The sequence below is a fragment of the Vaccinium witches'-broom phytoplasma str. VAC genome (assembly GCF_000309405.1).
Taxonomy (GTDB): domain Bacteria; phylum Bacillota_I; class Bacilli_A; order Acholeplasmatales; family Acholeplasmataceae; genus Phytoplasma.
Genome location: NZ_AKIN01000004.1, coordinates 1 through 13931 on the forward strand (window position 1 = coordinate 1; position 13931 = coordinate 13931).

The following is a 13931-nucleotide window of genomic DNA, read 5'->3' on the forward strand; positions in this document are numbered from 1 at the left end:
ATAATTAACTAACTAAATTATAATATATTTTTGTTATTTTTGGGATAAATTGAATCATTTTTTTTATTAATTAAAAAAGGGCCAAAATAGTTTTTAAAAAGTTCGTTAAGTTAGACAGTTTCTAATCATTGATAAATAAAGCTCATACATTAAGATAATGGTTTATCTGTTGGACAACACTTCTAATAGAGATTCTTAAATCATGGTTTTTTATCTTTTTTTTGTTATAATGTTGATATAAAACAATTTATGTTTAAATTTCAAGTACATTAGAGGGCCAAGGGCAAAAAGAAATATGAATACAAAAGTAGTTTCTACTTCAACTAGTTGTTTGGATTATTATTCTGAAGCTGGTGAAATTGATTTAATAAGGATTAAAATCTATATCGATGGTAAAGAATATATAGACGGAGAAAATTTAAGTGCTTATGAATTTTACGAAATTTTAAATAAAAATCCGAAATTCGTGCCTAAAACATCTCAAATTTCAGTAGGCGAATTGGTAAATTATTTTAAAAAATTAGCTCAAAAAGGTTATAAAAGGGTTTTAGTGACTACTATTTCTGCCCAATTGAGTGGTACTTATAATGGTGTCGTTCAAGCGCAAAAAATAGTGAAAGACGAAATTGAAGTGATTCCTTATAACACTAATACAGTTGGTTTTTCGGAAGGTTATTTCGCTCTGGAAGGACTACGTTTATTTAAACAAGGAGCTACTGTTCCGGAAATTATTCAACATTTAGATAAAATAAAAGCCAATAATACGATTTTTTTTGTTGTTAATACTTTAACTCAATTAATCCAAAACGGTCGTTTAACTAAAACAAAAGGTTTTTTAGGAAGATTTTTTAGGGTTAAACCTATTTTACAACTAAATGACAAAGGTCAAATAGTGATGATACAAAAAACTTTTTCTACCGAAAAAGCTTTTAATTATATTATTGACCAAATTAAAGATTATACTAGAGATAAAAAATATCTTCTGCATTTGTCATTTACTGGAAACCCTGAATTAAGAAAAGATTTTAAAGTCGCTTTAGAAAAAGAACTAAATTTAACTGATATTTTAGAAATGCCTTCATCTCCTTCTTTAGGCGCTCATGTTGGCAATAATGTTGTTGGAGTAGGGATTATTTTAAAAGATGTATAAAATTCAAAAAAATAATCTAAAAGAGACTTTTATGAAAGTTAATCATAAACAAATAGATAAAATAAAGACAGCTCAAAAAGTTTTAAAAATTTTAAAAAAAAACCACTTTGAAGCTTTTATCGTTGGTGGAGCAATAAGAGATTTATTGTTAAATGTGTCTTTTTCTGATGTAGACATTACTACTAACGCCCATCCTTCTGTGGTGCAAAAATTATTTCCTTCTGTTCCTACTGGTCTGAAATATGGTTCTTTAAAAATTTTTTGGGAAGGGCATTCTTTTGAAATCACTACTTATCGCAAAGAAGGGAAATACCTCTCACATCGTTATCCTTCAGAAATAACTTTTATCTCTGATATTAAAATAGATCTTATGAGACGCGATTTCACTATAAATAGCTTACTATTAAATGAAGATGATGAAATAATCGATTATGTTAACGGAAAGCAGGATTTAGCCAAAAAACTGATTAGAACAGTAGGTGATCCGTATCAAAAATTAACAGAAGACGCTTTAAGGATGATGAGGATTTTTTATCTACAAGCTAAATTGAATTTTGATTTGGAAGTTGAAACGCAAAAAGTTTTAAAAGAAAATATTGTTTTATTGGCAAAAATAAAACCGCAAACTTTATTAAAAGAATGGAAAAAAATTTTAAAACAGAAAAATATTGCCAAAGCGTTTCATTCTTTACGAGAACATAACGCTCTTGAAGTGCTAACGAGTTTTAAAAAAATTGTTCTTTTCGCCTTAGAACATAAAATAAACCATCTTAATTACGAATTATTTTTTAGTTTAGCTTTTATTTTGGAACCAAAAATTATCAATGATTATCCTTTTAAATCAGAAGAAAAAACCTTATTTCAACAAATAGCTTTTTGGTATCAAAAACAACATTATCTCTTATCAGAATACAACACTCAACAACATTCTTCTTTAAATCAACAAATAAAAAAACAATTAAATTTAAATAAATAGTGAAGACAAAAAGTATGGAAAAATTAACTTATAAAGGTTTTTTTATAAATGAATTAAAAAGAGGAAAAAAGATGTATAAAAATCAAAGCAATATTTTAAAAGAACAAAAAATTGGTAAAAAATATCAATTAATAGGGAAGGTAACTGGCATCAACCAAGGAGAAGACTTCTATAATACGACTATTTCTTTACCTGAAGAAAAATGCGTTAACATTAAATTAGAACCTCAATATACTCCTCCCATTAAAGATAAGATTTATCTTTTTACGGTTATTTGTGTTGAAAAAAAAGAAAATACGGTCTTTATTTGTCAAGATTACACTTTAATAGAGAATGTATTAGATCATCAACAAACTTATGAACTTTATTCGCATTTTTTTAATTGTTCTCCTATTTCATTCGCTTTAGTGGATGAAATAATTCAAACTTATTTAGATAAAATTCAAAATAAAATATTAAAAGAAATCACGACTAATTTATATTTGAAAAATAAAACTTCTTTTTTGATTTGGCCGGCAGCTTTAAAAACGCATCATAATTATTACGGCGGATTAGGTTATCACACGACTAATATGTTAAAATCAGCTGAATCTTTCGTACGAATTCATTCTTTTTTAAACGTTGATTTATTGTATGCTGGAATTATTTTACATGATATGGCTAAAATAGAAGAATTCGATTTTTCCCAAAAAAAATATTTAAAAGAAGGTTCTTTATTAGGCCATTTAGTGTTAGGTTCTAACAACATTCATGAAGAAGCGCTGAATTTAGGTTATCAAGATAAAGAAGAAGTAACATTATTAAAACACTTATTAATTTCTCATCACGGACTTTTAGAATATGGAGCATCTAAAAGACCTCAAACTAGCGAAGCGCTTTTATTATGGCATTTAGACGATATAGACGCTAAATTAACCACTTTGGGAGAACTTTTAGAAAAAACTCCATTGGGAGAATTTTCAGAACCCTTATCAGCTGTAGGTAAAAGAAATTTTTATAAACCTTTATTTGACGCAAAAGACAAGAATAAAGAATAAGAAAGATCTTCCAAGATTTCTTTTTTTACAATTAAGGACGTGTTTTATTTCAAACAAGGAGCTTTATTTTTGTCAAAAAAGATTTCTTTTGTGTTAAAATAAATTGATTATTGAAAAAAATAAAAGTCAACTAGTAAACTTTTAACCTTTCAATTTTACAAAATTAAAAAAGAACTAGTTCAATTTATTTTAAAAAGAGAAGGATTTAAAAATGTTTGAGTTAATCAAAATTAATAAGGGTTTTGTTACTAAAACCGGCGTAACTACAATAGGTTTAAATAATGTCTCTTTAAGATTGCCTAATAAAGGTTTAATCTTTATTTTAGGAAAATCAGGATCAGGGAAATCGACTCTTTTAAACTTGTTGGGAGGAATTGATAAGTGTGATAGTGGAGATATATTAATTAATAAGTTTTCTATAAAAGAATTAAAACAAAATGATTTAGACAACTATCGAAACGGCGTTTTAGGCTTTATTTTCCAAGAATTTAATTTAATAGAAAGTATGAATGTTTATGAAAATATCGCTTTAGCAAATGAGCTTCAGGGTCAAAAACCGGACAATAAACTAATTTATAACTTATTAAAAGAAATGGAACTTTTAGGTTATGAAGAAAGAAAAATTAGCGAATTATCAGGTGGACAAAAACAAAGAATAGCCATCGCTCGGGCTTTGGTTAAAAATCCGGAGATTATTTTAGCGGATGAACCAACGGGGAACCTGGATTCGAAAACTGGCGAACAAATTTTTAATATTTTAAAAAAATTATCACAAGATAAATTAGTTCTTATAATTTCTCACGATGTTGAAAGTGCTTTTAAATATGGAGATCGTGTGATCGAATTAAAAGATGGTCAAATTATAGAAGATTTAACTAAAGACCGAAACTTAGTTAAAACTAAACAACCTAAGTTCACTAAAGGACAAGTTTTAAACGAAGACATGATTCAACAAATTCAAGATCAAGCTAAAAACGCTCATAAAGAAGGATTTGCGCCAACACAAGAAGTTCTTCTAGAAGAACAACCAGTAATGTTTAAAAATGTTTCTAGTCAACTTCCTTGGAAAAAAGCTTTTAAAATGGGGGCTTCTGCTTTCAAAACTAAAAAAGTTTTATTAGTGTTTTCGGCGCTCATTGTTGCTTGGACGGCGACTATTTTTGCAACCATTGTACAAACTTTTCTTTTTTTTAAAGAAACATTACATAAACATGCCTTAAATAAAATTCCAGGTTATGAAAATGCGAGCCCTGAAATGAAAAAACAAATTGAAGACGGTGTAAATTGTCAGATTGAACAAGAATATGATGCTGCAAAAGAACAGTTTGATCATTTTCGCCATAGTTGTATTATTGTTTTAATAGTTATGAGTTTTATTGCCTTTATGTTGATATACATGTATTTCAACACCAGCATTAAATTGAAAAAGAAAGAAATTGGTTCTTTAAGGGCTTTAGGAGCGCGAGGTTCAACAGTTTCTAAAATATTCTTATCTGAAGGATTTATTTACGCAACAACCATCAATATATTAATTTTAGCTTTCTATTTGTTAATAGAAGCAAGGTTTAAAGGTTTTTTAATAATGGCAACGCTTAGATTTTGGTGGATTTTAGGAGCGGAATATTTATTTGTTTACGTTTTAACATTCCTTTCTATTGCTCTTCCAATTTACACATTATCGCGCAAAAAGCCAATTGATGTTATCGCAAATAAATAATTACAACAAATTTTTATTTAGACCTTATTTTTAAAAAGGTCTTTTTTAATGTTTTTTATATCTAGACAATATGCTTCTTTGAGGAGTAAATATTTTTTTTAAAAGAGACAATATATTATAATAATGATGAATATCATTTTATGATATCGATTAGAAAATAATTTTGAATATAATTTAGAAAGGTTATGACAAATGTCAGACAAAAATACTCCAAAAATAGATTTTCAACAGTTAATTAATCAACAAGAATTAGTTTTAGTATATTTTTACGCTTCTTGGTGTTATCCTTGTCAAAAATTAATGCCTGTTTTAGATGAATGTTTTGCCAAAAATAAAAATATTTCTTTAGTTAAAATTGATATTGATCAACATCCAGAAATAACGAAAGAAAATAAAGTAAACACCTTCCCTACTTTAGTTTTTTATAAAAACAGGAAAGAAATCAAAAGAAGAATAGGCTATTGTTCTTCAGAAGAATTAAAATCTTTTTTAGAAAATAATTCATAATTGTTTTTGATCAAAAAGAAAGCAGTGTTTAATAATGAAATATGGATGGATTTTTTTTAATAAATAAAGAACCTAATATGACATCACATGATGTCGTTTATAAAATTAAAAAAAAATTTAATTTTGCTAAAACAGGTCATACAGGGATTTTAGATCCTATGGCGAAAGGACTTTTAATCGTTTTAATCAATCGAGCAACTAAATTAGCTTTTTTGTTTGAAAATTTAAATAAAGGTTATCAGGGGAGTATGGTTTTTAACAAACAATACGACACTTTAGATATAACTGGTACTTTAACCGCTCAAAAAGAAATGCCTTTGACTAATGAAATGGTACAAGAAAGTTTTCTTTTTTTCGATCAAAAACAATATCTACAAAAACCTCCTCTTTATTCCGCTATTAAAGTTAAAGGGGAAAAATTATATGATTTAGCCAGGAAAAACATCGAGATAGATGTTGCTCCTAGAAAAGTTAAAATATATCATTTAGAGATGGTTTCAGCGTTAAAAAACGATCAAATAGAATTCGTGACTAATGTTTCTAAAGGAACCTATATTAGAAGCTTAGCGAGAGATATTGGGGAAAAAATGAATACTTACGGTTCTTTACAATCTTTAACAAGAACCCAAATTGGTTCTTATTATTGGAAACGCGCTAAAACAATTGATGAGGTTAGTTTAGACGATTTAAACGATGTTAAAATCTTATTTCAAAATCATAAACAAATTGTTTTAAACGATTATTTAGTTAGATTGGTGAAAAACGGTGTTTATTTAGACGAAAGACAGATTATAACTGATGAACATTTCGTAGTTTTAGATCAAAAAGCAAATTGGATCGCTTATTATGAACCAATTGAAAAAAATAAATACCGTCCTAGATATTTTTTCTAATAAGCAAAAGCTTTTTTTGCTTCATAACCAAAAGACTTTATAAATTAAAGTCTTTTTTTATTGTTATTATTAAAAACAAATATTTTTTTCTTCCTTAGAACCAATATACCTCAAAAAGATCTTTTTCCGGTTTTAATTTCCGGTTTTAAACAAAGATAAAATAAATTTTACCATCAGAAGAAATTTAACCAAATTTCATTAATAATGAAAAAATATAAAAATAATCATAAATTAATGATAAAATTTAATAGTAAACAAGATAAATTTTTGTGCAACTTTATATAAAAAAGGAGAATCAATTTTATTAAGTATTTTTATTTTTAAAAGATAATGATATTTAAGATTGAATAAGAATTATGAAAGGTTTATTAGTTTTATGTAATGGTTTTGAAGATTGTGAAGCTTTAGTAACGAGGGCTTTGTTGAAAAAAACAAATTTAGACGTTACTACTTTGACATTAAACGAATCTTTAAATGTTTTTTCATCGCAAAAACTTCAAGTTAAAGCAGATATGTATATTGATCAAGTGAATTATGATAATTATGATTTTTTAATTCTTCCAGGAGGCCCATATGTAAAACAATTATTAGACGAAAACGGTCGTGACTTACAAATTATTTTAGATATTATTAAACATTTTGCCGATAGAAACAAAATTATTGGATCTATTTGTGCAGCGCCATCTTTCTTAGGGAAACTTAATTTATTAGAAAATCATCAATTTACTTGTTATCCTGGTTATGAGAAATATATTACTGGCAATTATACAAGTGAAATTCCAACAGTTGTGAGCGGTAATTTTGTCACTTCTCAATCTCCAGCAACAGTTTTTGATTTTGTCTCTCATTTGATAGATAAATTAATCGTTTAATAATAGTTATAAATAACGATTATTAAAAATATTTTTAGTCTTAATTAGAAACAACTAAAAAAGTTGAAATATTTTAGTCATTAAATATAAAAAATAATGATAAAAAAATTTAAGAAAGAAGAATAGAAAATATTGATGCAAACACAAAATTCTGAAAAAAATATTTCGTCTCCAAGTTCTAAAAAACCAATAACTATTTTAGGTTTCCCTATTTATTTAATTTTAATCATTTTAGCTATTTCCATAGCTTATTTAGGTTTTTCTTTTAGCGTGGAAAAGGTTGACACAGTTAACAAAGGCGTAATAAAATGGCACAATTTAATTGGTGTTTTATTGGTTGCTATGGTTGTAGCTGAATTGTTTAAAGTAATAGGTAAAAAAACTCCTATTTTAAAAGATATTGGCGGTGGAGCTATTTTAAGCTTATTAGTGCCTGCTTTTATTTTCAATTATAATTGCACATTTTTAAACGATAAATTCCGATTCAATTTGTTTCAACAAGCTTTTAGAGATAATATAAAAATCTTTAACGGTACTATCGGTTTTTCTGAAATGTTTGTTGCTTCTTTAGTGGTTGGGAGCCTTTTAGGAATTGACAAAGAAATGTTGAAAAGAAATGGTCTTAAATTTTTATCTTTAGTAGTTATTTCTTTAATTGTTTCAGCTACATTTGTCGGTATAGCCGGTTGGTTTTTAAACCCTATAGGTGGTATTGATGGTCTTGGTGGTAGTGGGCAAGACAAAAACGGTGCTTTAAATGCTTTATTTTATATTTTCGTCCCTATTGCTAGCGGAGGTCTGACTTGCGGCATCATTCCTCTATCCACTATTTTTTCCCAAAGACAAGGAAAAGAGAGTGTAGGCGGTGCCGATGGAACGACTGTTCAAGCATTGTTTACGGCGCACATAATAACTGCTTTATTGGTTGGCGGTATAGTAAGTGTTATTTTTAGTGGATTAATTAAAAAAATATTTGGTAAAAGTAAATTCAACAGCCCAACTGGTTCGTTAGAAAAAGAAGTTTTGCCTGCTGTTGTTTCTAATGCAAAAGCAAATCCGGCAGAAGTTAAAAAAGAAGAAAACAAAATTACTTTTGAACAAATCAAAACTGGTTTTGTAGCTATTTTCGCTTTATACGCTTTAAGTGTTTTAATCCGTTCTTTGCTTGTATGTTTAATGCCAAGTGTTGAAAATTTCATTCCACCAACTATTATTTTCTTAGTGGTTTTAGTTTTAGTTTTCAAAGCGTTTGACATTATTTCTGATTGTTTCGTTAAAAGCATCGAACAAGCGTCTAAATTAGTGACTAATAACTTATCTTCCTCTATTTTGGTCGTTATCGGGGTAACGATAGATATTAACGCATTGATAAAAAACGTAAGTAATATTAACTTTTTCATTGTTTCTGTTTTAGCTGTATTAACAACCGCATTAACGTCTGCTATTGTCGGAAACAAAATGGGTTATTATCCGGTACAAGCTTCTATTGCTGGCGGTCTTTGTGCTAACAGTATTGGCGGGGTAGGTAATTTAGCTATTTTAGAAGCATCAGATTCCTTCGAATTGATGCCTTATGCGCAAATTTCTACTCGTATTGGTGGAGATTTAGTGGTTGTTATCGCTAGCATCTTTTATCCTGTTTTTTATACAATATCTATTTTATAGTCGATTAATTTTTAAAAATCCCAAAACTAAACTGTTTTATTTGTCACAACAGTTTAGTTTTTTTCTTTTTTTTAACGATAATCGCTCTAAGGCGAAAGATAAACTATAATCATTGATTCTAAAAGACATTTAATGGGATAAAAAATAAATTTAACAATTATCCATCTATTTTATTTTTAGTTTTTCGCTGCGCAACATAAATGTTTTTATTGTTCCAAAGCAATTCAATAATAGATATTTTAAGGAAATAAAAGATTAATTTTGTTTCAAAAATACATTTTTAATATTTTTTATATGTTAAAATAAAAAAGGTTGCTTAATTTAATTATAATTTGAATACAATTAAAAAAGTTTTTGATGAAAATATTTCCAACTAATATGTTAGAAAAAAATATAAAAAGGAGAAAAATATATTATGAAAATCATGTCTGTTAATGCAGGTAGTTCTTCTTTAAAATTTCAATTATTAAATATGAAAAATGAAGAAGTTCTTTGTGACGGTTTATTTGAAAGAATAGGCAATATGAATACTATTTTTAAAATTAAAACTCCAGGACACAAGCAAGAACAAATTGTTCCTATTTCGGACCACAAACAAGCGGTAGAAATGTTGTTAGATTATTTAATTGAAAAAAACTTTATCAAAACGCTAGATGAAATTGATGGAGTAGGCCACAGAATTGTTCAAGGTGGAGAATATTTTAAAAATTCTGTTGTTTTAACAGAGGAAAACATTAAACAAGTTGAAAGTTTAAACAATTTAGCTCCTCTTCATAATCCTGCTAACCTTTTAAGCATTAAAGTCTTTAAAAAAGTTTTGCCACAAACTTTACAAGTAGGCGTGTTTGACACTAATTTCCATCAAACTATGCAAGAACAAAATTTTTTATATGCAACGCCTTATGAATGGTATCAAAAATATAAAATTAGAAAATACGGTTTTCACGGCATCTCTTATCAATATATCTCCCAAAAAGCACAAGAAATTTTCCAAAAACCTAACTTAAAATTAATCGTTTGTCATGCTGGTAACGGCGTTTCTTTAACTGCTATTGAAAATGGCAAATCCGTCGATACTTCCATGGGTTTCACTCCTTTAGAAGGTGTACCGATGGGAACACGTAGCGGCAATGTAGATCCTAATATTGTCACTTTTATCGCTGATAAAGAAAATAAAACAGCTAAAGAAGTGATTAATGAATTAAATAAAAAATCCGGTTTATTAGGCGTTTCAGGAATTTCTAATGACGGACGCGATTTAGAAAACATGATTCAAAAAAATAATAAAAGAGCTTTATTAGCTTTTGAGATTCAAATCAAAAGAGTTGTTGATTATATCGCTAGTTATTATGTTTTACTGAAAGGCGCTGATGCTTTAATTTTTACAGCTGGAATAGGGGAAAATTCTTCTTTCTTCCGCAGAGAAGTTGTTCAACGTTTAGAAGTTTTAAATATTTATTTAGACCAAGATTTAAACGATCAACATCTGCCAGGAGAAAGAGTCATTTCTATGCCTGAATCTTCAGTTAAAGTAATGGTTATCCCTACTAACGAAGAAATAGCTATAGCTCGAGATGTTGTAGCTTTAAAACAAAAAAACTAATCTTTTTTAAAACCTTTTTACCGCTTTTACTTTGCTTAAATGTTGAAGTGGTAAAAATTATCGGAGGGGTACTCAAGTGGTTTAAGAGGCTCGCTTGGAAAGCGCGTAGATCTGAAAAGATGCGAGGGTTCGAATCCCTTCTCCTCCGCCAAATTAATAAATATTTTTTTAATGTTAAAAAATATCTCTTGATTATTTTTTAATTTTTTTTATCACTTTATAACACAAAAACTTTTAAATAAAAGGTTTAATCGGATTAAATCTTTTCTTTAAAAGATGACAACAATAATACATTTCCAAAAATTTAATTTTTTTAATATTAAAAAAATACTTCTCAAAATAAAAAAAGGTAATTTTATTCATATGAAACAATATTTAGAATTATGCAATTTTATCTTAGAAAAAGGAGAAGTGCGCGAAAATCGCACTAAATTCGTTACTCAAAGTATTTTTGGTTATCAAATGCGTTTTAAATTAGAGGAAGGTTTTCCTTTGGTTACCACTAAAAAAGTTCATTTCAGTTCTATTATTCATGAATTATTATGGTTTATCAAAGGAGATACTAACATCCGTTACTTAGCGCTGAATAATGTTAATATTTGGAATGAATGGCCTTATCAAAAATTTTGTCAATCTCCAGATTTTCAAGGCGAAAGTCAGAAAGAATTTATTGATAAAATTAAAAAAGATGTTCAATTTGCAAAAAAACATGGGGATTTAGGGCCTGTTTATGGAAAACAATGGCGTGATTTTGCTGGAGTAGATCAATTGCAAAAAACCATTCAAGAAATCAAAAAAAACCCGAATTCACGTCGTTTAATTGTTTCAGCTTGGAATCCGCCTTTGGTAGACGAAATGGTTTTGCCTCCTTGTCACGTCTTAATGCAGTTTTATGTCAATAAAGGCAAAATTTCTTTACAATTGTTTCAACGTAGTGGCGATGTTTTTTTAGGCATCCCTTTTAATATCGCTTCATATTCTTTGTTATTAATGATGGTGGCGCAAGTAACCGGTTTAGAAGCTGATGAATTTATTCATACTTTAGGTGACGCACATATTTACCACAACCATTTGGAACAAATCAATATTCAAAGAAAGCGTATACCAAAAAAACTACCTCAAATGCTTTTAAACCTGCAAATAAAACACATTGAAGATTTCTGCTTTGAAGATTTTAAATTAGAAAATTATCATTATCATCCATCTTTAAAAGGAGAAGTAGCAGTATGATTAGTTTGATTACCGCCTTGGATTCTAATTTTTTAATTGGAAATAAAAATAATTTACCTTGGCATTATCCTAAAGATCTGGTTTTTTTTAAAAAAAAAACTTTCCAAAAAAATGTTTTAATGGGGTGGAATACATATCTTTCTTTAAAACAATATTACCGCAATAAACCTTTACCTTTTGCTACTGCTTATATCGCTAGCAATTCTAAACAAGGCAATTTATCAGACGGAATTATTGTTAACGATTTAATCGCTTTTTTAAAAAAGTATCAAAATTCGGAAGAAAATATTTTTATTATAGGTGGAAGCCAAATTTATACTCAATCCTTGCCTTATGCTGATGTTTTATATATCACTCATATTTTAAAAAGGTATCAAGGGGATTCTTTTTTTCCTTACGTAGACTTGACCCAATACCAACTCATAGAAAAAGATATCCAAGAAGAATTGATTTTTGCTACTTATCAAAAAGAAGGCAAAGTTAAATAATGTTTACTTTATTTTTCATCACATCTTTTTTAACTTTTTATATTTCCTTTATTGTGTATTGTAAATGTGGTATAGAAGGTTATTTTTTAAGTTTTTTCGCTAGTTTAGCCTTATCTTGGATTATGGTTTTATTGATGCTTTTTATCATGATGTTTATCAACAGAAGGTTAAAAATTAACAACTCTTTTCAACAGAAAGTTGTCGCTAACATCTCTAAATTAATTCTTAGATTTTTCCGCATTAAAGTAACAGTTTATAACCAAGAGTTAATACCTTATAAAGGGAATTTAGTAATTTATTCTAATCATAAAACTAATTTTGATCCTTTTATCATCGCTTGTGCGGTTGATAGAACTATGTCTTTCTCGCCTAAAGATGATTTGTATAAAGGTCGTTGGGGCTGGTTTTTAAGTTATTATTTTAATTCTATTCATTGTTTAAAAATAGTCAGAGACAATCCTCGCGCAACAGCGCAAAACTTAAACCAAGCGATTGAAAATGTGAAACAAGAACTGGCTATGCTTATTTTTCCTGAAGGCGGTATTGTTAACAAAAAAAACGATAAAATCATCAACACTTTAGATGGAGCTTATAAAATAGCTGTTAAAGGCGAAGCAAACATTCTTCCTATCACTCTCAAAGGGGCTTATAAAATGAGAAAGAGATTTTGGTTCAAAAGAAAAAAAGTCGAAGTAATTATTCACCCTCATATTAAATATGAAGATTATAAAGGCAAAAATACAAAACAAATAGGTCAAGAAGTAGCTGATATTATTAATTCAGCTTTATAAAAAACAAAATAGAAAGTATGCATGCAAGCCTGATGTTTAACAAATTATTTTTTCAACGAATAACCAAAATATTTCTTTTGGGTATGTTTTTCTTTTTCATGATTACTTATTTTCCTTTCCCATCCAAAAATAGTAAAAATGTTTCTAAAAATCTGTCTTCTGTAAAAAAGGTTCGTCATTATCAAGAAGAAGAGGGAGATTTTTTTCCAGATGAAAAAAGAAAAAAAAATAATATTAAAACAGAAATCGTCAACGGTGAAACATATTTGACTTTTGCTCAATATAACGAAAAAGGCGTCTTATTGCAAGAAAGTAAATTTCATCAAAACGGTACTTTTTCTCTTTCTTATAAAAATTTTTACCCTAACGGACAATTAAAAACTGTGAGAGAAAATTATCAAAATAGCGATCAGATACATTTTATCCGACAATACAATAAAAAAGGTGTTTTATACGAGGGGGAAACTTTTTCTCTGCAAGGCAAAACCATTGGTAAAATAATTAATTTTCCGGACGAAGGTTTAATTCAAGAAAAGATTTATCACCCGGACAACGAACAACTTTCTCAAGTGTTAGAATACACTTCAGAAGGACAATTGATGCGTTCTTGGAAATATTTTTTCGATCCTCAAAGTTTAAAGAATAATCTTCAAAGATTTATAGAATACGATGCTGATGGAAAAATTCTAAAAATCACTGATTTTTATCAACATTTTAAACAAAAAGTGATTTATGACAGACAGAAGTCCGAAAGAAAAAACAATTTATTATGTTGTTTAAATTTTTTAAGAAAAAAAACTAATCATTTTTATGATAGTAAAATTCATTAACATGAAAAAAGATTATTTTAGTTGAAAAAGAAGATTATTTCCTTTTTTCTTCTTTAAAAAGTGAAAAAAATATCACGTCATTAACCTATTTTTGTCGTAAAAAAAGAGAGGAAAAGTAAATAAATTTTATTTTCTTTATTTATTTTATAATTAATGTATAATTAAATTGAAA

The 13931-nt window shown here is 28.0% G+C and carries 13 protein-coding genes and 1 tRNA gene; all 14 read left to right on the forward strand.

Annotation, left to right across the window (positions count from 1 at the left end; translation table 11 throughout):
• Positions 1 to 295: 295 nt before the first annotated feature.
• The 14 genes from RI68_RS00210 (at position 296) to RI68_RS00275 (ending at position 13759) form a co-directional block, all read left to right on the forward strand.
• Positions 296 to 1150, forward strand: coding sequence for a DegV family protein (locus RI68_RS00210; protein ID WP_017193280.1), 855 nt, complete (start codon positions 296 to 298; stop codon positions 1148 to 1150).
• Positions 1151 to 1181: 31 nt separating this feature from the next.
• Positions 1182 to 2126, forward strand: a complete 945-nt coding sequence (locus RI68_RS00215; protein ID WP_026071924.1) for a CCA tRNA nucleotidyltransferase — start codon at positions 1182 to 1184, stop codon at positions 2124 to 2126.
• Positions 2127 to 2140: 14 nt separating this feature from the next.
• Positions 2141 to 3163: an HD domain-containing protein gene (locus RI68_RS00220; protein ID WP_017193282.1), complete on the forward strand. Its 1023-nt coding sequence runs from the start codon at positions 2141 to 2143 to the stop codon at positions 3161 to 3163.
• Positions 3164 to 3374: 211 nt separating this feature from the next.
• Positions 3375 to 4880, forward strand: coding sequence for an ATP-binding cassette domain-containing protein (locus RI68_RS00225; protein ID WP_017193283.1), 1506 nt, complete (start codon positions 3375 to 3377; stop codon positions 4878 to 4880).
• Positions 4881 to 5072: 192 nt separating this feature from the next.
• Positions 5073 to 5387, forward strand: a complete 315-nt coding sequence (locus tag RI68_RS00230) for a thioredoxin family protein (RefSeq protein WP_017193284.1) — start codon at positions 5073 to 5075, stop codon at positions 5385 to 5387.
• 41 nt (positions 5388 to 5428) lie between these two features.
• A complete protein-coding gene (gene truB, locus RI68_RS00235; RefSeq protein WP_017193285.1) occupies positions 5429 to 6280 on the forward strand; it encodes a tRNA pseudouridine(55) synthase TruB in 852 nt (283 codons plus the stop codon).
• Between the two features lie 356 nt (positions 6281 to 6636).
• Positions 6637 to 7152: a DJ-1/PfpI family protein gene (locus tag RI68_RS00240; RefSeq protein ID WP_017193286.1), complete on the forward strand. Its 516-nt coding sequence runs from the start codon at positions 6637 to 6639 to the stop codon at positions 7150 to 7152.
• A gap of 135 nt (positions 7153 to 7287) precedes the next feature.
• Positions 7288 to 8817, forward strand: coding sequence for a 2-hydroxycarboxylate transporter family protein (locus RI68_RS00245; protein WP_017193287.1), 1530 nt, complete (start codon positions 7288 to 7290; stop codon positions 8815 to 8817).
• 415 nt (positions 8818 to 9232) lie between these two features.
• Positions 9233 to 10420, forward strand: a complete 1188-nt coding sequence (locus RI68_RS00250; protein WP_017193288.1) for an acetate kinase — start codon at positions 9233 to 9235, stop codon at positions 10418 to 10420.
• A 62-nt stretch (positions 10421 to 10482) separates the two neighbouring features.
• A tRNA-Ser gene (locus RI68_RS00255) sits at positions 10483 to 10571 on the forward strand.
• Positions 10572 to 10783: 212 nt separating this feature from the next.
• On the forward strand, positions 10784 to 11650 hold the full coding sequence (locus tag RI68_RS00260; protein WP_017192087.1) for a thymidylate synthase: 867 nt from the start codon (positions 10784 to 10786) through the stop codon (positions 11648 to 11650).
• Entirely contained in the window at positions 11647 to 12138 is a 492-nt protein-coding gene (locus RI68_RS00265) for a dihydrofolate reductase (RefSeq protein ID WP_017193289.1), read from the forward strand. The genes RI68_RS00260 and RI68_RS00265 overlap by 4 nt, the downstream gene beginning before the upstream one ends.
• Positions 12138 to 12929 (forward strand): lysophospholipid acyltransferase family protein, encoded by a 792-nt coding sequence (locus RI68_RS00270; protein ID WP_017193290.1) that lies wholly within the window; start codon positions 12138 to 12140, stop codon positions 12927 to 12929. Before RI68_RS00265 ends, RI68_RS00270 begins: the two co-directional genes overlap by 1 nt.
• Before the next feature lie 32 nt (positions 12930 to 12961).
• Positions 12962 to 13759, forward strand: coding sequence for a hypothetical protein (locus RI68_RS00275; RefSeq protein ID WP_017193291.1), 798 nt, complete (start codon positions 12962 to 12964; stop codon positions 13757 to 13759).
• Positions 13760 to 13931 lie beyond the last annotated feature (172 nt).